General features: G+C 58.8%; 22 protein-coding genes and 1 tRNA gene. 5 read left to right on the top strand and 18 right to left on the bottom strand.

Annotated elements, in window-relative coordinates; genetic code table 11:
* Window positions 1–6: 6 nt before the first annotated feature.
* From ACUXVX_RS01580 to ACUXVX_RS01570, 3 genes are all read left to right on the top strand, one after another.
* A complete protein-coding gene (locus ACUXVX_RS01580) occupies window positions 7–1,509 on the top strand; it encodes a heme biosynthesis HemY N-terminal domain-containing protein (RefSeq protein WP_446310073.1) in 1,503 nt (500 codons plus the stop codon).
* 43 nt (window positions 1,510–1,552) lie between these two features.
* Window positions 1,553–1,628 (top strand) — tRNA-Thr (locus ACUXVX_RS01575).
* Between the two features lie 583 nt (window positions 1,629–2,211).
* Window positions 2,212–2,964 carry a hypothetical protein gene (locus ACUXVX_RS01570; protein WP_446310072.1) on the top strand — a complete coding sequence of 251 codons (753 nt, stop codon included), beginning with the start codon at window positions 2,212–2,214 and terminating at the stop codon, window positions 2,962–2,964.
* A gap of 419 nt (window positions 2,965–3,383) precedes the next feature.
* Here ACUXVX_RS01570 and ACUXVX_RS01565 read toward each other — a convergent pair whose 3' ends face one another.
* The 8 genes from ACUXVX_RS01565 to ACUXVX_RS01530 all read right to left on the bottom strand — a co-directional run bounded on the left by ACUXVX_RS01565 (window position 3,384) and on the right by ACUXVX_RS01530 (window position 5,527).
* Window positions 3,384–3,899 carry a hypothetical protein gene (locus ACUXVX_RS01565; RefSeq protein WP_446310071.1) on the bottom strand — a complete coding sequence of 172 codons (516 nt, stop codon included), beginning with the start codon at window positions 3,897–3,899 and terminating at the stop codon, window positions 3,384–3,386.
* A gap of 67 nt (window positions 3,900–3,966) precedes the next feature.
* Window positions 3,967–4,191 carry a hypothetical protein gene (locus ACUXVX_RS01560; RefSeq protein WP_446310070.1) on the bottom strand — a complete coding sequence of 75 codons (225 nt, stop codon included), beginning with the start codon at window positions 4,189–4,191 and terminating at the stop codon, window positions 3,967–3,969.
* Entirely contained in the window at window positions 4,188–4,379 is a 192-nt protein-coding gene (locus ACUXVX_RS01555; RefSeq protein ID WP_446310069.1) for a hypothetical protein, read from the bottom strand. The genes ACUXVX_RS01560 and ACUXVX_RS01555 overlap by 4 nt, the downstream gene beginning before the upstream one ends.
* Window positions 4,376–4,672: a hypothetical protein gene (locus tag ACUXVX_RS01550; protein ID WP_446310068.1), complete on the bottom strand. Its 297-nt coding sequence runs from the start codon at window positions 4,670–4,672 to the stop codon at window positions 4,376–4,378. Before ACUXVX_RS01550 ends, ACUXVX_RS01555 begins: the two co-directional genes overlap by 4 nt.
* Window positions 4,669–4,866: a hypothetical protein gene (locus ACUXVX_RS01545; protein ID WP_446310067.1), complete on the bottom strand. Its 198-nt coding sequence runs from the start codon at window positions 4,864–4,866 to the stop codon at window positions 4,669–4,671. Before ACUXVX_RS01545 ends, ACUXVX_RS01550 begins: the two co-directional genes overlap by 4 nt.
* Entirely contained in the window at window positions 4,863–5,105 is a 243-nt protein-coding gene (locus ACUXVX_RS01540) for a hypothetical protein (RefSeq protein ID WP_446310066.1), read from the bottom strand. The genes ACUXVX_RS01545 and ACUXVX_RS01540 overlap by 4 nt, the downstream gene beginning before the upstream one ends.
* Window positions 5,102–5,362, bottom strand: coding sequence for a hypothetical protein (locus ACUXVX_RS01535; RefSeq protein WP_446310065.1), 261 nt, complete (start codon window positions 5,360–5,362; stop codon window positions 5,102–5,104). Before ACUXVX_RS01535 ends, ACUXVX_RS01540 begins: the two co-directional genes overlap by 4 nt.
* A 12-nt stretch (window positions 5,363–5,374) precedes the next feature.
* Entirely contained in the window at window positions 5,375–5,527 is a 153-nt protein-coding gene (locus ACUXVX_RS01530; protein WP_446310064.1) for an Arc family DNA-binding protein, read from the bottom strand.
* Between the two features lie 113 nt (window positions 5,528–5,640).
* Here ACUXVX_RS01530 and ACUXVX_RS01525 point away from each other — a divergent pair, with 113 nt between their 5' ends.
* Window positions 5,641–5,952, top strand: coding sequence for an Arc family DNA-binding protein (locus tag ACUXVX_RS01525; RefSeq protein ID WP_446310063.1), 312 nt, complete (start codon window positions 5,641–5,643; stop codon window positions 5,950–5,952).
* An 86-nt stretch (window positions 5,953–6,038) separates the two neighbouring features.
* On the opposite strand, the gene ACUXVX_RS01520 is transcribed toward ACUXVX_RS01525, so the two are convergent.
* A complete protein-coding gene (locus ACUXVX_RS01520) occupies window positions 6,039–6,617 on the bottom strand; it encodes an exopolysaccharide biosynthesis protein (RefSeq protein ID WP_446310062.1) in 579 nt (192 codons plus the stop codon).
* A 282-nt stretch (window positions 6,618–6,899) separates the two neighbouring features.
* Window positions 6,900–7,268 (bottom strand): response regulator, encoded by a 369-nt coding sequence (locus tag ACUXVX_RS01515; RefSeq protein WP_446310061.1) that lies wholly within the window; start codon window positions 7,266–7,268, stop codon window positions 6,900–6,902.
* 351 nt (window positions 7,269–7,619) lie between these two features.
* Between ACUXVX_RS01515 and ACUXVX_RS01510 the strand changes: the two genes are divergently transcribed.
* Window positions 7,620–7,826 (top strand): hypothetical protein, encoded by a 207-nt coding sequence (locus ACUXVX_RS01510; protein ID WP_446310060.1) that lies wholly within the window; start codon window positions 7,620–7,622, stop codon window positions 7,824–7,826.
* Here ACUXVX_RS01510 and ACUXVX_RS01505 read toward each other — a convergent pair.
* The 8 genes from ACUXVX_RS01505 to ACUXVX_RS01470 all read right to left on the bottom strand — a co-directional run bounded on the left by ACUXVX_RS01505 (window position 7,823) and on the right by ACUXVX_RS01470 (window position 15,527).
* Entirely contained in the window at window positions 7,823–7,987 is a 165-nt protein-coding gene (locus ACUXVX_RS01505; protein ID WP_446310059.1) for a hypothetical protein, read from the bottom strand. The genes ACUXVX_RS01510 and ACUXVX_RS01505 overlap by 4 nt on opposite strands.
* A gap of 360 nt (window positions 7,988–8,347) precedes the next feature.
* Window positions 8,348–8,722 carry a response regulator gene (locus ACUXVX_RS01500; RefSeq protein ID WP_446310058.1) on the bottom strand — a complete coding sequence of 125 codons (375 nt, stop codon included), beginning with the start codon at window positions 8,720–8,722 and terminating at the stop codon, window positions 8,348–8,350.
* Between the two features lie 50 nt (window positions 8,723–8,772).
* Window positions 8,773–11,172, bottom strand: a complete 2,400-nt coding sequence (locus ACUXVX_RS01495; protein WP_446310057.1) for an ATP-binding protein — start codon at window positions 11,170–11,172, stop codon at window positions 8,773–8,775.
* A gap of 406 nt (window positions 11,173–11,578) precedes the next feature.
* The gene (locus ACUXVX_RS01490) at window positions 11,579–12,100 is read right to left on the bottom strand and encodes a hypothetical protein (protein ID WP_446310056.1); all 522 of its coding nucleotides are present in this window, start codon (window positions 12,098–12,100) and stop codon (window positions 11,579–11,581) included.
* A 3-nt stretch (window positions 12,101–12,103) separates the two neighbouring features.
* Window positions 12,104–12,736 (bottom strand): hypothetical protein, encoded by a 633-nt coding sequence (locus tag ACUXVX_RS01485; RefSeq protein WP_446310055.1) that lies wholly within the window; start codon window positions 12,734–12,736, stop codon window positions 12,104–12,106.
* Complete coding sequence (locus ACUXVX_RS01480) at window positions 12,733–13,347, bottom strand: DNA-packaging protein (protein WP_446310054.1); 615 nt, start codon at window positions 13,345–13,347, stop codon at window positions 12,733–12,735. The genes ACUXVX_RS01485 and ACUXVX_RS01480 overlap by 4 nt, the downstream gene beginning before the upstream one ends.
* A gap of 624 nt (window positions 13,348–13,971) precedes the next feature.
* Entirely contained in the window at window positions 13,972–15,153 is a 1,182-nt protein-coding gene (locus tag ACUXVX_RS01475; protein ID WP_446310053.1) for an AAA family ATPase, read from the bottom strand.
* Window positions 15,150–15,527: a hypothetical protein gene (locus ACUXVX_RS01470; RefSeq protein ID WP_446310052.1), complete on the bottom strand. Its 378-nt coding sequence runs from the start codon at window positions 15,525–15,527 to the stop codon at window positions 15,150–15,152. The genes ACUXVX_RS01475 and ACUXVX_RS01470 overlap by 4 nt, the downstream gene beginning before the upstream one ends.
* Window positions 15,528–15,637: the final 110 nt, after the last annotated feature.

Genomic DNA, 15,637 nt, shown 5'->3' with positions numbered 1-15,637 from the left:
AGGCGAATGCTCTGGTCGGTTCTCAAAATCCTGTTTTTCGTGGTGATCGTCGCGGCGCTCGCGCTGGGCGCCGGGTTCGTGATGGAAAACGGTCCATCGGTGCTGCTGCGCGTCGGCTCCATCGAGTTTGCGCCCTCGCCGCTGGTGGCGATCATCTGCGCGCTGCTCCTGCTGCTGGCGGTCTGGGTCATCCTCAAGCTGGCCGGGCTTCTGGTGGCCGTTGTCCGCTTTCTGAACGGCGATGAAACCGCGATGAGCCGATATTTCGACCGCCACCGCGAGAAGCGTGGCTACGAGGCGCTTTCGGACGGCATGATGGCACTGGCCTCGGGCGAGGGGCAGCTGGCACTGACCAAGGCCAACCGAGCCGAGCGCTACCTTGGCAAACCCGAGCTGACCCGCCTGCTCACCGCGCAGGCCGCCGAACAGGTGGGCGACCGCAAGACGGCGGAAGAGGCCTACAAGGCCATGCTCACCGATGACCGCACCCGCTTTGTCGGCGTGCGCGGGTTGATGAAGCAGAAGCTCGCCGCGGGCGAGACCGACACCGCGCTAAAGCTCGCCGAGAAGGCGTTTTCGATGAAGCCGGGCCATGAGGAGGTGCAGGATACGCTCCTGCAACTTCAGGCCGGCAATGCCGATTGGACCGGCGCCCGCAAGACCCTCAGCGCCAAGCTGAAGCACGGCTCCTTGCCGCGCGATGTGCATCGCCGCCGAGATGCGGTTCTGGCGCTGTCGGAGGCGAAGGGAGTGCTCGACGAAGGTGGCAGCATCGAGGCCCGTGAAGCCGCGATTGAGGCCAACCGGCTCTCGCCCGATCTGGTGCCTGCCGCCGTCATGGCTGCGCACAGCTACATCGAACAGGACAAGCCGCGATACGCGACCCGCGTGATCAAGAAGGCCTGGGAGGCGCAGCCGCACCCCGATCTGGCCTCGGCCTTTGCCGCGATCCAGCCCGATGAGTCGCCGGACGCCCGGCTGAAACGCTTCCAGCCGCTGCTCCGCTCGCACCCGGAGCATGAGGAAACACGGTTGCTGCTGGCCGAGTTGAACCTCGCGGCAGAAGACTTTCCGGCAGCACGCAAGGCGGTGACGCAGATTGCCAGCGCCGAGGGGGCCAACGCCCGTGCGCTCACGATCATGGCCGCTGTCGAGCGCGGCGAAGGCGGTGACGATCACGTCGTTCGTGCCTGGCTCGCCCGCGCCCTCACCGCGCCCCGCGGCCCGGCTTGGGTGTGTGACAAGTGTCAGAACATCCACGGCCAATGGGCGCCGACCTGCGACAACTGCGGCGCCTTCGACACGCTGAGCTGGCGCGAGCCGCCGAAGGCCGAAGTCAGCATGCCCGGCGGCGTCGAGATGCTGCCGCTCTTGGTTGGACCCGCGCCCGAACCGGAGCCCGAAGAGGCTCCTGTTGTCTTGCATGAAGGCGAGGTGGAAGAGGCCGAAACCGTGGAGCCCGCCACGGAGCCGGAAGAGGACGGCCCGGTAGAAGAGAAGGCAAAATAGGGCTGGCCCGCAAGAAGCGTCCGCGCTATAGACCGCGCCGGTTGCCGCTGTAGCTCAGCTGGTAGAGCACGTCATTCGTAATGATGGGGTCGGGGGTTCGAGTCCCTTCAGCGGCACCAGTTTTCCGAGCAATATACAACGAACACAATACATTAGCTGAATAGCGGCTCAGTGTATCCACCCCTGTGCCCACCTTAGACGCCTACGTGGGTGGTCAATTTTTGCAGGCGCGGACTGGTGAAGACCGCTATCTGATTTCACCCCAGACGCACTTGGGCGTGTGGATGAGGCTGACGACGGTGAGGTTAGTTTGGTGCTCAGCCCAGTGGTTGGTGCCAAGATCGATTTCGGGCTCTCCTTCTGGACAGACGTGGTCTGGTCGATCTCTGAAAGCCGCACTGGCACTCACAATCTTGAGGGCATAGAACAGCGCCCAGTGCTCTTCTCATCAATGCGGCGGAGTTCGCCGAGTGAACCTTTGATTCGAGACAAATTGACTTGTTCAGATTGCCACACGCCTCAACCGCCTGAAAACGAATCACTTTAATTCGTTGAGTCAAGTGGCTTTTTTTGATTCACTATCAGTAACTTCGGAGGGATATTTGGATGACGATATGCGTAGCGGTAAAGGTGCAAGATTGCATTGTCTTTGCTGCTGACAGCACTTCATCCCTCCAGGCCGTAGACCCTGAGGGGCGCCACGTGACCGTCAACACGTATGACCATGCCAACAAGTTGTTCAACCTCCGGAAAGGCCTTCCCATTGCCGCAATGACCTCAGGCATTGGGAACTTTGGCGCATCGTCCATCTCTACGATTTCTAAAGATCTTCGTGCTTTGCTTACGAAGAAAGGAAGTGACTACTACATCGACCCCACCAATTACACGATGGAGCAGGTGGCGACCTTGGCCCGGCGGTACTTTTTTGAGGAGCGATTTAGCCAGCTCGATACCACGCCAACAGGTAACTTTCAGTACTGGATCGGCGGCTATTCATCGGGTGCTGACTTGGGAGAAATCTGGCGTTTTCAGATAGACAATGGAACATGCGATCCTGTCATTTGCGACGCAGATAAAGACAATAACGCCAATATCGGCTGGGGCGGTGCTCCAGAGGCAATCAATCGTCTCATTCTTGGCTATAGCCAAACGCTCGGGAAAGCTCTCGCCGCGGGTGGTATGCCGAACGAAGCTATCCCCCAAGCAATCAGCGAAATTGGCCGCTTTACCCAAGTCGGCCTAGCAAATCCTGCCATGCCAACCACTGACGCAGTTGATCTTGCCCGTTTTCTGGCCGAAACGACAAAGCAGTTCGTTCGCTTTCAGCAGGGCAGCAATTCGGTTGGCGGCAGTATAGACATCGCGACCATCACGAAGCATGAGAACTTCAAGTGGGTGGATCGCAAGCACTTCTACTCGCCAGCACTGAACCCCCTGGAGACTGACCATGCCTGACGCAGACGAACGCCCACGACAGCCCCTTCCAATCGACCCGCAACCGCGGCGTGATCTGGAGGTTCCCCCGATGGTTACAGCTCCACGGTTAGAGGGAGTATCTTCGGTCAATTCCCCAGATAGGAACCCTCGGGTGGTCGAAAACATCTTCGCTGGTCTTGATTTCACCTCACCGCGCTGAAAGTTGCCAGGGCGCAAAAACGATCGCAGTCAACCCGTACAACCACCGTTGGGTTATTTGTATCGAAGCGGGCAGCCAACCATACTTTGGCGCTGTTGCGCGAATCGCCTTAAGGTTTTATCCTTTGGCGGTGGTACCACTGTGGCACGACATTTGTGTACTCCGCGCGTAGACAGACCCAGTTTTCCCCACGCGCGAAGGGGTGAGGTGAGGTTCCAGCAAACACCTCACCCCGTTCCTATTCAAGCAAACCTGATTTATTCCGCTCGTCGCTCGCTAGAACAATAGGCGGGTACTCAGGAAAGCTCCTCAGGTCGAACCATGTGAACCGCGTGCCATCCGCGTTTGTCTTGTTGCCCCATCGCAGGCCCTTCTCCCCATAACGTACCAACCCGGCCCGGAAGGCCCGAAGGTCGATTAGCCACCACTTGTCGATTTCGTCACCACAGGCGCTGGCATGGCCGTAGAACATCCAATCGCCTGCTCCGTTGATGATCTTGGCAAGCTCGGTCTCGCCGCCCGAAGGCAGCCTGGAGCGGATGGTGAAGTCGTAGGGATACCGCTCCGCGTAGCCCGGCCTGCGCACCCGTGCGGCTATCCGCATGTCGCGGGCATCGAGCATCAGGAGGTCGGTCGCGTGGCGCTGGTCGAGAAGCTCAGGGGCTGCTTGGAGAAGGTGTGATCCGACGAGGCTCTTGATCTGGGGAATGTAGCGGTCGGACCACTGCCTGTTGATGTCGTAATGCGCGTTCATGGCAATGGGCTTCTGAAATGGAGGGGTGAGACGACGACCCGATGAATGGTGGGCCGTCGCTTGTTGTTCAGTGGACCTCGGGAGGCTTGGCAGGGGGACTATGGGGCGGCTGAGCTTCGACGAGCGTGATCAGCTCATCCACCTTCGCCAGAGCCACCAGCAGCGTCCCCACAACGCCCCTCGCGCTCAGCGGCGTGCCTGACGTCTCATTCTCCAGCGCGTGGACGCTAGCATTGATCAGGCAGGCGACCTCATGGCCGAGAACCGCAGGAGGGGAGATGGGGTCGCTCATGCTGTGCGCTCCTTCACGCTCTCTAGGTACGGCACGATGTCACTCAGCAGCGTCTCCGCCAGTTCGAGGGATGCCGTCTCGAAGCGCCTTAGCGGAAACATCATCTCGGCGTTGTATTCCGTTCCGCTTGCGAGGATGTGGTCCTGCAGGATCGCGATGGCGGCGCACAGTTTGTCGTGAGGGCTCATGTCACTTCGCTTTCCAGAAAGCTGATCACGTTGCCCAAAATATCCGGGGCGTCATCTTGGTCGCCGAGGCGACTGACCAGCGCCTCGGTCGATTGTGCGTGCCGCAGGACCGCTAGCGCCTCGCTCAGGCTTTCCGGCACCTTCTGGCAGATGCGGTCGTCCAGTGCGGCTAGGGCGTCGAAGTGCCCTTCATCGCCCGTCGTATCGAGGAGCGCCGCCAAGCGGTCATGTTCGGTTACCATGCCTTCAGCCGTGGTCGGTGCGGCTTCGCGATGGGGATCGTGCCGAGTCATGCTGCCACCTCCGGAAGGCTGACGCAGTCGAGCGCTTGGTTCAACTCGCGCGCCAGTTCCTCGCAGCGGTAGAGGATGGTCATGGCGGTGTCGCCCTGCTCATCGTTAAGGCAGGCCAATGCGCCGGTCACCATGTTCTGCAGGTTCATGGCCTTGACCTGCAGTGTGTCGTAGTAATCGCCTCTGGGTTTCATGCGGCCTCCTCCTTATCGTTGAGAGCGGCGTAGAGCGCGGTGTACTTCCCGCTAAGTTCGGCAACCTTCTCGCGGACGCTTTCGATCACCCCGCAGGCCGCATTCCTTTGCGCGTTGTCGTCTGTGTCCGGGATGCTCAGACCTGCAAGCTCAAAACCGACGACGCTCAGGGCGTCCGACAGGTTCATCAACTGGCCAATCGTGTAATCGACCTCCTCCAAGTGCTGCTTGGTAATCATGCCCGGCCCTCCTGCGCCCTGTTGTAGGCTCCGAGGATCAGGCTTCGGGGAGTGCCCAGCCACAGCCAGTCTAGCGACAGGCCGGTGCGATCCGCGAACTGGAGAAGTTCGGTCGAGAAGGTCAGGCCATCGCCTTGGTCTTCCGCGACACTTGCGGGCGGCGTGGCGCCGGTCCAAGCGGCAAACTGTGCCAAGCGCTCGCTGACGCCATCGGGCAAGCCGGTATGGTTCGCGCTGGCGCGTTGTTCAGTGGTCATTTTGAGTTTCCCTCAGTTGGATTGCGTTTCGGCCCGCTCCATGCGGTCCCGCACAGCGCGGATCACTTCGGAGTTCTGACTTGAGCCGTTCTTCTTCGCTTCGGCTTCAATCCACGCCTTCAGTTCGGCGGGAAGTCGTAGCTGCATCGGCTTTCGATCACTCATGGCATCTCCATGCTGGCAACTTGCCATATATCAAATATGGCAACTAGCCAGCATTGCGTCAAGGGGTGTTATAGTGGCAACTAGCCACTATGGCGAAAGCACCTTCTCAAACAATGGACAAGTTCATCGTTCGGCTGCCCGAAGGCATGCGGGATCGGATAAAAGCTGCGGCAGAAAATGCGGGACGTTCGATGAACGCCGAGATTGTAGCCGCGCTGGCAGATGCTTACCCAGAGCCCGCAGGGCCAGAAGATGTCGTCAGGGATGTGGCCTGGCTCCTATCAGGCGTGGAGCCAACCCTTCGTGCACAAGCCATCAACCTTCTCGCGGAACAGGCGAACGACGGAAAGCTGTCCTTAATCGCTGAGGCGTCGGCCTATGCTGAACGTGACCAGCGATACCGATTTCCTTGGGAGGATGACTGACTTTGCTTGGAAGCCGCTGGCGTCCTCTTCATCGAAGAGAATGGCGGAGGGGCCGGGGTGCGCCTGAGAGAGCGCTCCTGAGACGATCAGTGGGTCCCCACAGCAGAAGAAATGGCCGGAGCAGGATCTTCGTCCATGGCATCGATAAGTCTGTCAGCACCTTCCGCTGCTGCGGCCACGACCAGAACGGTAACAGCAACAGAAAGAAGGCCGAGAACGAGCCCAATGCCCGTCACGAGGCCATCGCGTTCCGTGAGGCCGACACCGACGACAAACAGTGAGACCGCTGGGAACCATCCAGTGAGTGGCAAAGGTACAAACAGGGCAAATGCGATCACAAACATCAGCGCACCTAACGACCGCTCGTACCTCTCACGGAAAAGGCCACTGGCGCGCGGATGCAGAACTCTCTCAAGCCTGCGCGTAACGGGCCTCAGCCGGAGGAGCGTTCGACGGAGCTTGAGATAATCCAGCCGTATCTCGGCAATGCGGCTTGGCAAACGGATGTGCGGATAGCCCAGCGCCATCTGCGCAGTCGCAAGGAGAAGCGGCAAGGCCGTAATCAGCGTAGTCGGCGGCGGCAGAGGCAGAAGTGTGACCAGCGAAAACACAATGATTGACCAGCCAAAGGATCGTTCGCCCAGTGAGGCCAGGAGTTCACCCAATGTCAGCGATCCGGCTACGTTGTGTACGCGAGAGGCACGAAGTATCGGAAGCGAAAGCGATGGCCGCCGTCTTATCTCCCCATCTCTTTCGGACATTTCGATGCCACCTCCCACATTCCAGACATATCGGGGCTGTGGCAAAGCTTTGCAACGTGGTCACTTAAGCCATCCACCTCCAAGCTGGAGTGGCTCAAGCGCTGTAACGGTAGCGGGGGTAGGGCGCGTCCATGTACTTCGATGGTGCCCGAAGTCCTTAGGCAATGGCAGGCATTGCGCCTCTTATCAAGCTTCGTTGGCGCTCTGCCACACACCGACAACTTCCGACGCCAACGTGAGTGGATCAAAGGGTTTGGGGATAACCTTAAGACCACCCAGTTCGATGAGGTGCGCCACGTCATCAGGCAAGGATTTCGCGGTTAGGAACACTGTCGGTACATTCTGAAGGCCGGGCTGCCTACGAAGCTCGACAAACGTCTGCTCGCCACTCATTTCTGGCATCATAACGTCGAGCAAGAACAAGTCGGGTTTAAACCCAGCGGCACGCTCTACCGCCTCCTTGCCACTGGCGCACTGCATGATCTCAAGACCGCCCACGACGGCCAGTGCAACTTCAGCTATCGCCCTAATGTCGGCGTCGTCATCCACATGCATTACGCGCGGACGATTGCCTCGATCATTGTCCATTTGGTCAATCAGGATCGCGTTACATAGACGACCTGCTCCTCCGACCTAACCTGGCCTCCACGGTTACTAGCGTAGCACCTAAGGAAGAGAAAATTAAGGCAAATACACGCTCAACGTGCGCCGCGTGGGAATAAAGCGGAAGCAGACATCCGCAAGACCACTCCCCGCTTGGGCGAAGCGCACAAGGAACGCCAATCGCTTGGCTGTTCCGAAATCGATTTGGCGACAACGAAAAGGTGATTCACCTGCCTACTTAGACAGGTTGTGCGTGTATCGGCTGTCGCTATCGTGGCGCCCAAGTTGGAGGTGACGCAAGATATGCAAAAGCTGAGCTGCGAAACTTTTACACAAGTGATGTTTTTGCCGGAGCGACAGCGGCAAGACCTGCTTGAGTTCATCGGCGGCAGCGAGGTGAACGATGCCGAGGTGCAGCGCCTTGTGCGCAGCATGAACACTAGACGCAAGCCTACTACGTACCCGTCCCCAAGAGACATCGGTCCCGGCGTGACATCGGCGGAAATCTAGTCAGGATTGCAGGCGTTCGCGATCAATTCAGCGGCGACCGGGGACTTTTCCAAGGTACGAGCCCCAGACTCAACATCTGCGTTATCGCCATAAAGCAAGGCCCGCCAATCCTGAACGGCCATCGCGAATGTGTCGGGCCGCGATAACTTTTTCTTGGTCATAGGTACATGCACCTCCTGGCCCCTATCCCAGCCCCCACGATCCCAGATATCACCCGATACGTTAGGATCATCGAATCTGTGCACCAATCATACATTGGTATCAGGAGAGCCTGATAAACCGGAAATTTGAGCTACGTTGTCGGGCAACCCGATGACATCGCGATTGCACGAGGCAGAGCGCGCTCGGGCTTCGTTGATCGCTTTAATGTCATGCAGAAAGTCCCGAAGGCCGACCTTATCGACCACCATGCACCAAGGCCCAGAGATGTCCTTCATCGCGTCCTCGCATTCGCCCCCATGCCACTGGGCAGCTAAATGGTTAATAAATCGTTAACGCCAAACGAAGGCATTCGCTGAGCCCTACACGCCAGTGCTGGCGGATAGCGCCTTCACCTCCTTCGCTAGTGTTAAAGGATCGAACGGCTTTGTGATTACCCCAACCGCCCCGATGGATTTCAGATGGTTCTCCGACTGGTACTTCGCTGCAGCGGTCATAAAAATGACGGGGATGTCGGCTGTCTCCCGACTTTCGCGCAGGATTTTCAGTAAGGTCGGCCCGTCCATCTCGGGCATCATCACGTCCAGCAAGATGACGTCTGGCGCGCCGGTCGAGATACTTTCAAGGGCAGCTGCCCCGCTTTCGACGGAAACAACTTCGATGTCCGGATCAAGCGCCAAGGCAATCGCGGTGATCTCCCTGATATCTGGCTCGTCGTCGACATGAAGAAGCTTCATGTTTGGATCCCCCTCCTTGGCCCGATTCAGGCTAGGTCGAACTTGGAAGTTTAACGCTGACCAGCATCTTTGAGCACGGTCAAGACAGCCTCAACCACGTCCGTCTCCTTTACCCTCGATTTCGTCATGACCGAAACCGCACGTTCGGTGATATCTCGATCCACATCGTGAGCCGAGAACACAATGAACGGTATCGAAGGCTCAACTTCCTGCAGTAGGTGAGCGCCATGGCCGTCCGGAAGTTCCAGATCGAGCAGAACAAGATCAAACTGGTTCCTAGCGATACTAGCGCGGGCTTCCGCGAGTGTCCTTGCTCCCGTCATTCGGACTGTTTCGCCAAAATTTTGCTGGAAAATCTGTTGCAAGTGGACGTCGTCCTCCACGTACAAGACATGCGATTGAGACCGGTTGGCAGGCAGCGCAGCACGCAGGGAGTGATCAAGTGCAGACTTGTCTGACTCCTTGGCAACGATGGTGACAGCGCCGTCGAAAGTCCCCTTTCCGTCCTTTGAGGCGACAATGACCGGAAGATCGTGCGTTTGAGCAGTCTGCCGGAGCTGCTCCAGGAAGGATATCGGGGCAACAGTGTCAGCATCGAGGGTTAGGGCGGCGTATCCACCCGTGCGGGCAAGGTTGAACGCCGCGTCGAAATTGCCGACTACGTCCGCAGATAGATCGCACCCTTGCGCCACTTCGGCCAGCGTCCGCGTGAAAGCCTGGTCATTGCTGCAAACCAAGAGTCTCTGCCCGCTGGCTCCCGAGACCGCGGAACGATGGGCGAAATCAGCAGACCGTTCGATAGCTGGCAAGTCGATATGAAACGTCGCTCCGTGGCCTTCAATCGAGTCGAAGCTAAGTTGGCCGTCCATCGCTTCGACTAGGGCCTTGCTGATACTGAGGCCAAGGCCGGTGCCACCGATACTCCGCGTGGATGAAGCCTCCGACTGGCTGAACGGATTGAAGATCTTGTCTCGAAATTCTGCGGAGATTCCGATCCCTTCATCTTTAACCGAGACGCGCAGTTTGTCCTCGAAGGACAGAAGGGAGAGTGTGACGGTACTGCCCTCCGGCGCAAATTTTATCGCGTTAGACAGCAAATTCGTCAGAACCTGTTCGAACCTAATTGGATCGATCTTCACCATAATACCGGGGGCGGTATCGCGGAATACGAGCGAGATCCCTTTGTCCGGGGCGTAGTTCTCTGAAGAGGCTAGGGCATTTGCAGCAATGGGTCTCACATCCTCTACACTCAGTGAGAACTGCATTTGCCCGGAGCGGATCTTCTGCATGTCGAGAATGTCGTTAATCAACAGAACCAGCCGCTCCGAGTTGCGGTTCGCAATGCCGAGCATGTGCCGAACTTTCTCCGGTAGATGCGAGGACGCACTGCCAATTACGAGGCCCAGGGCCCCCCTGATCGACGTCAACGGGGTCCGAAGTTCATGGCTAACTGTCGCAATGAACTCGTCCTTGAGCTTCGCAGCGATCTTCTCTTCGGTGATGTCGATGACGGATCCATCCCAAATGACCCGATCATCGGAGTCCTTGCGGATACCGGAATGGATACGGAGCCACTTTTCATTACCTTGGCGCGGCATGCACTCAATATCGGCGCTCCAGGGAGCAAAGTCTTTCTCCGAGGCGTCGAGGTTGGACGTGATCTCTTCTGCTATTGCTGCCTTCGAGATCTGGTTGACTGCGTTAAAGTCACGAAGCAGCTCGTCCGAGTGGACACCCAAAATGGACATCGCTGATTGAGACACATAGGTGAAGCGGGCTGCCCCGTGCGGCTCACGAACGATCTGGAACAAAGCCACCGGCGCGTGCGCCGAGATTGCGTTGATTTGAGCTTGCTTCTCCTCGCCGAGCTTGATGGCATTGGCACGGTCCAGGTCGCGCACCAACATCGTCCCCATCAGCAGCACAGCACCGAAGTTCGTTGGAGCGCTCAGCAAGTTGGAGGTGAGGAACACATCCCAAGGGGCTGCGCTGACAAAAAGCAGAACGATGGTAGGCACCGTTCCGGCTATGACGGCCTGCACAAGGACAAACTGGATGTCCAGACTTTTCTTGGCGATACGAAACCACCAGATCCAAGCCAGTCCGGCGACGATGCCTACGCCAACGATGTAGGTGGCACCCGGCACAGCCCCGACGCCGCCCTGCACCAACCTCAAGACCGCGAGGCAAGGGGCGGTGATTGCTACACTCACAGGACCACCGAATGCAGCCGAAAGGACTACCACCGCACCCCGCGGATCGGTCCGGATGCCCTGAACGATCTCGACGGAGTTCTCCATAACAAGCATGCCGACGAAGGCAAAAAGGACTCCCAGCAGAACGCTAACCGTCCAGAACTGCCGAGCGAACCTGCTGTAGATCATGCTCACTGCCAGAACCGAAAGCAACATGATCGAGCCACTCTCGATCATCGTTACGACCTTCGACATCAGTCCACGCCCCTGCTAATTCCCGCAAAGATTCAGCGACATAGCCGATTTTTGCAACCAAAATTAGAAATCCCCCATGGGTGGATACCGTCAGATTGTGCGAGGCTGCAAGCAATGCGGACAGTAGACGTTGCGGCATGTATGACCGGAGTTTTGGAGGCGCCGCACCGAAAGGGACTCTGCCCAGAAACATGATTGCGCCACCTGCACGTTGCCGCCACCACTCTTGACGCTTTCATGCAAGGCTTGCGAACGACCGGGTCTACTGCTGAGGTGCAGCTTGCAGATCTGTCGCGCCATCGCGAGATTTTCCTTACATGCGCGTTCGGCGAGCACGTGGCATTTCTGCAAAGAGTTCCAAACAGACCTTCGAAGAGGTCACAGCGCCACGCACCCTATAGGCCATTTATGCCCTCAATCTCCTCCCGGCATACTTCTCGTTCAGGCTTGGGCCGAAGTCGTCCATCAGCGAGCTGTACCCGCTGGCGAACCGTGAACCTGCCTGAAAGTAAGATGCTGTCTGCTTTTGCTTGCCCTCGAAGCGCCGAGCATTTGCCTGAGCCTCGAAGCCACGGGCAGCCTCTTCGCCTTCCCACAGCGCAACCATAGCCCTATAAGTGCCTTCCTCCTCGATGGCAGCGTCTAGGCCGTAGTCCAAACCGCCGCCTGATGCTGCACCCACGGCGCGGGCGCGGGATTGCACCAACCTTTTCTGTCGGTGCTCCTCCTGTGCCTTGTGGGAGGCCGTACCGCGCTCCGCGGTCGCCTTTTGGTCCAGTTGCTTGGCTTCGAACTTGGCAGCCGAGTTGGCCGCGCTTCCTGCCGCGATGGTGCCAGCAGTGGACAGGATGGTGCCGCCTGCCATGAGAGCGGCACTCATTCCTCCTGCTTTTATGGCCGCAACTGCGGGCATGATGAGCTGAGCCATGGATCAGGCCTCCTCTTCGACTCCGCCAAGAATGACGGCCACTTGTCGCTCAATCTCGGCTGCAACGGGCTTCTCGCCCAACAGCCAACTTGTGTCCTCATTGATGAACCCTGAACGCAGCACCATCCCGCCAAAGTAATTTTGGCCGAGGGCCGGTTTCAGTACAGCCGCTGTACAGGCCGCCAAACGAGTCTCCTGAGCGCGAGGCTGCAGTTCGTGAGTGACACCTGCCCCGGCGGTGGTGAGCGCCCCCATGAGGCCTCTCCGTGCCTCCTCGGCCCTTGCGTATGCCCTTGCTGCACCCCGCATGGCCGCCTCCATGTCAGAGATGGCGTCTTCGCGCGCTTGGGCGAGATCGCGAACCTGCCGGGCGTGCGACTGACGCCGCTCCTGATCCGAAACGGCAGCCGCCGCCTCGGCTTCATCCGCGATCCGAGCTTCTTCCCGACGCCGGAACTCGGCCAGTGCCGCTCTGGTGGCTTCAACGTCGCTCTCTCCATCGCGAAGGGCGGCTGTATCGAATTTGGTGCCGTTTAGGATTGCTTCGACCTGATCGCCCTTCAGGTCGGCGACGCGGGCCTCCTGCTGGGTCAGCCGCTCTTTGAGGTCTGTTTCGGTGATCTGCTTCTTGTTCATTGGTTTGCTCCTTTCTGAGCGTTGCCTGTATCATTGGCGAGTTGCCCGCCGTTCTGCTGTTTGGCTCTGAGGCCCTGCTCCAAGAGGAAAGCCAATCGCCGAGCTATCTCGAAGTCACTGAGGGCCGTGGTTTGAATTGGACCACCATCCGGTCCGGTGTGTTCCTGCTTGTCGGCGAGGCCGAGTTCGCGAGCGATGATGTTGGGGTTGAGAAGGTTCGCGGCAGCGCCCTCGAATTTCTGCTGGTAGATCATCTGCTCCACCCGGCCCGTGATTTCCGAGAAACCTTCGCGCTTGCGGTAGTCCCACCAAGTTGAGATCCCGATATCGAGGAAGTTGCAGAGGCCAGTGAGGGTCATCGCTCTCATCTTGGCCACTGGCTCCCGTTTGCTTTCGCCCTGGAAGCTGACGAGCTTTTCCTCCTGCAGCGGGTTGTCATCCGTCCACTGGAAGTACTGCTCGCAGGCCTCCCAGAGCTGCTGGGGATCCTCGAAGATAGGGTTGCGACCGTGCTTGCTGCGCCCGGTCCAGAACTTGTTGCCTTCAGGTGCTGGCATGGATTTGCCTCCGTTGAATGATGGTTGTTGGATTGCAGCGATGCCCGGCTTCATGCGAGCCTCTCGCCGAAGCTGAGAAAGGGCAGACATGAGCATTGCTGGCGTATTGGCTTGTGCTTCTCTCACGGCTGTGGATGGCGACACCGTGAAGTGTGACGGCGTTAATCTGCGACCGATGGGAGATGGGGCGCCCTACGTTTCTGGCTTCGATACCCCGGAGATCAGGCAGTACGCGGACTGTGACCGAGAGAACCACCTCGGAATCTTGGCGATGGCTCGCATGTCCGAGTTGCTCCAGACACCAGGCCTCATCGTCGAGGACTCTGGTGAAGAGGATTCCTTCAAAAGGCCGCTCGTGTGGCTCCGACTGCCTGATGGAACGACGATAGGTGAAAGGCTCATTGCTGATGGCTTTGCCGTACGTTGGACGCCCGACTACGAGCCAAGCTGGTGCGACGGGAGTTCGTAGGCCGTAGAAACCTTGTTCTATGCTGACGATCTGATTCTGGACGCTATTGACCACCAGAACGGTGGTTTGGTGCCCCACCCCACCGGAAACAGGTGAGGCATGCCTCACCACCCCCTCCCCCCCCGTAGGGGGAGGGGTGGTGTGGCACCTGTTTTTAGGGGTGTCTGCCCCACCCTGCCACACCCCGACTTTAGGGGTGGGTGAGGCACTCATTGATTGGCCCATTCGCCGACCTCCAAGCATGGGCGCTCCGTTCGCTTTGAGTCCAGAACTTTGACCTTCTTCAGTGCTCCGGATTTCAGCCAGGCCTCGATCATCTTCTTGATGCGCTTCCGGTCTGCGATTGCATCCAGGCCGAGAACCTCGGCCACTGTTATTCCGGCCCAATCTTCACCAGCCTGATCGGAGTAACGCCGCCCCTTTCCGTCCAAAGCGCGCTGAACCGAAAGGAGGTCATCTGCCGACAACCCCTCAAAAGTGTTCGGCCAGTGCCATACCTCGGCAACGCCCACGCTATCGCCGTTGGCCAGATGCACGGACGCCATTCGCCGCCAGACACGATCCCCGACAGGCGCAAGGTTGGCTTTGTCGCGGGTGATAGCGAAGTAGGTTGCGGGATCATCTTGCACCCCGGCCTCGGCCTTCATCGCATCGCTCATCTTGTTCAGGACCCGGCCAGAGCGCGCAGCGGCCAGAAGCGCTGAGGCACCCCTGCCGCTCTCGGAAGTAGCTTCCTCGCCGTTAGTCTTGCGGGTGTGGTGCACCAGCTCGATAGCGCAGTTGCACCGATCCGCCAGCCGCGCCCATTCCTTCGCCACGAGGTCGATTGCCCCGTTGTCGTTCTCAGAGGCTTGATGGGAGGAAACGAAAGGGTCGATCACCAGCACGTCGATTTGCCGCGCTTCGATTTCATCGGCCAGTGCATCCAGTTCCGGTTTGATGATCTGCACGCCCTCGCGGGTTTGAATAGCTGTGCTCACGGTGCGTTCCCGGCCCGTGTCTACATAGAGTTGCCCAGCGATTTCATCGGGGCTGACCTGGTGGTGCTGCATGGCCGCGATGATGCGACGGTCCATCTCGTCGCGCGGGTCTTCCAAGTTGTAGAGCCAGACCTTGAGACCCTTTGCCGTCCAGTCGCCAAGCAGCTCGCGCCCGGAAGCCATAGAAAGCGCCTCACAGATCGTCAGAGACGACTTACCGACGCCGCCAGGAGCGACCGTCACTGAAACCTGCTTTCGGATCAGGTGGCGTCCGTAGAGCCAAGGACGGGGCGGGATATTCAACGGATCGCGCCAGACGAATGCGGTAGGCAACCGAACATTTGCCTGCCGATTGATAGACGACCGATGAGCGTCGAGCTGCAGTGCTATTTCGGAGAAGTCTCGCATCATGCGGCCTCTCCATGCACGTAGTCGAGGAAGTCGAACCGGTCGCGCTGCGAGAGGCTGTTGAAGATGGTCACCAAGTAGGTCCGCCGCTCTTCCGGCCTTGCGTGGTCTACCCAGAATGAGGCTTCCGCTACCGGATCGCCCAAGGCAGCTACGGGCCAACCCGTCCCGGCGAAGGCCGCGTTGAAGGTGTCCAGCGCAGTTCCGGGAGAGAGAGACTTCAGCGACGAGAATGCCAAAGCTGCTCGTTCGGCGTCGGTCAGCCACGCGGATGCAACCGTGACAAAGCCCGACCAGCCTGTGCTGGTGCCGATGGTGAGCGCGTAGCCAAGCATCCGGGCCGTGCGCTTATGGCCAGGCTTGGAGTAAACAGACATTACATTGCCAGTGCGCTTCGCGGAGCGCTGGCCATTTAATGCCCCGGAAGCCAGTATTTCTTCGTTTTTGGTGTTCAATGCTCGGTCCTCACTGTTGAGGAAACGGGCTG

This window comes from Vannielia sp. SX4, from assembly GCF_052828525.1.
The sequence above is the reverse complement of the archived record's forward strand: the minus strand, read 5'-3'. Positions and strand labels throughout refer to the sequence as shown.

What these genes read in the sequence shown, in the direction of transcription:
- ACUXVX_RS01515 (WP_446310061.1), bottom strand. Translation starts at nt 7,268, where the DNA reads ATGCATGTGGATGACGACGCCGACATTAGGGCGATAGCTGAAGTTGCA.
- ACUXVX_RS01475 (WP_446310053.1), bottom strand. Translation starts at nt 15,153, where the DNA reads ATGATGCGAGACTTCTCCGAAATAGCACTGCAGCTCGACGCTCATCGG.
- ACUXVX_RS01565 (WP_446310071.1), bottom strand. Translation starts at nt 3,899, where the DNA reads ATGAACGCGCATTACGACATCAACAGGCAGTGGTCCGACCGCTACATT.
- ACUXVX_RS01500 (WP_446310058.1), bottom strand. Translation starts at nt 8,722, where the DNA reads ATGAAGCTTCTTCATGTCGACGACGAGCCAGATATCAGGGAGATCACC.
- ACUXVX_RS01535 (WP_446310065.1), bottom strand. Translation starts at nt 5,362, where the DNA reads ATGACCACTGAACAACGCGCCAGCGCGAACCATACCGGCTTGCCCGAT.
- ACUXVX_RS01495 (WP_446310057.1), bottom strand. Translation starts at nt 11,172, where the DNA reads ATGTCGAAGGTCGTAACGATGATCGAGAGTGGCTCGATCATGTTGCTT.
- ACUXVX_RS01525 (WP_446310063.1), top strand. Translation starts at nt 5,641, where the DNA reads ATGGACAAGTTCATCGTTCGGCTGCCCGAAGGCATGCGGGATCGGATA.
- ACUXVX_RS01555 (WP_446310069.1), bottom strand. Translation starts at nt 4,379, where the DNA reads ATGAGCCCTCACGACAAACTGTGCGCCGCCATCGCGATCCTGCAGGAC.
- ACUXVX_RS01510 (WP_446310060.1), top strand. Translation starts at nt 7,620, where the DNA reads ATGCAAAAGCTGAGCTGCGAAACTTTTACACAAGTGATGTTTTTGCCG.
- ACUXVX_RS01540 (WP_446310066.1), bottom strand. Translation starts at nt 5,105, where the DNA reads ATGATTACCAAGCAGCACTTGGAGGAGGTCGATTACACGATTGGCCAG.
- ACUXVX_RS01560 (WP_446310070.1), bottom strand. Translation starts at nt 4,191, where the DNA reads ATGAGCGACCCCATCTCCCCTCCTGCGGTTCTCGGCCATGAGGTCGCC.
- ACUXVX_RS01480 (WP_446310054.1), bottom strand. Translation starts at nt 13,347, where the DNA reads ATGAAGCCGGGCATCGCTGCAATCCAACAACCATCATTCAACGGAGGC.
- ACUXVX_RS01530 (WP_446310064.1), bottom strand. Translation starts at nt 5,527, where the DNA reads ATGAGTGATCGAAAGCCGATGCAGCTACGACTTCCCGCCGAACTGAAG.
- ACUXVX_RS01485 (WP_446310055.1), bottom strand. Translation starts at nt 12,736, where the DNA reads ATGAACAAGAAGCAGATCACCGAAACAGACCTCAAAGAGCGGCTGACC.
- ACUXVX_RS01470 (WP_446310052.1), bottom strand. Translation starts at nt 15,527, where the DNA reads ATGTCTGTTTACTCCAAGCCTGGCCATAAGCGCACGGCCCGGATGCTT.
- ACUXVX_RS01550 (WP_446310068.1), bottom strand. Translation starts at nt 4,672, where the DNA reads ATGACTCGGCACGATCCCCATCGCGAAGCCGCACCGACCACGGCTGAA.
- ACUXVX_RS01505 (WP_446310059.1), bottom strand. Translation starts at nt 7,987, where the DNA reads ATGACCAAGAAAAAGTTATCGCGGCCCGACACATTCGCGATGGCCGTT.
- ACUXVX_RS01580 (WP_446310073.1), top strand. Translation starts at nt 7, where the DNA reads ATGCTCTGGTCGGTTCTCAAAATCCTGTTTTTCGTGGTGATCGTCGCG.
- ACUXVX_RS01490 (WP_446310056.1), bottom strand. Translation starts at nt 12,100, where the DNA reads ATGGCTCAGCTCATCATGCCCGCAGTTGCGGCCATAAAAGCAGGAGGA.
- ACUXVX_RS01545 (WP_446310067.1), bottom strand. Translation starts at nt 4,866, where the DNA reads ATGAAACCCAGAGGCGATTACTACGACACACTGCAGGTCAAGGCCATG.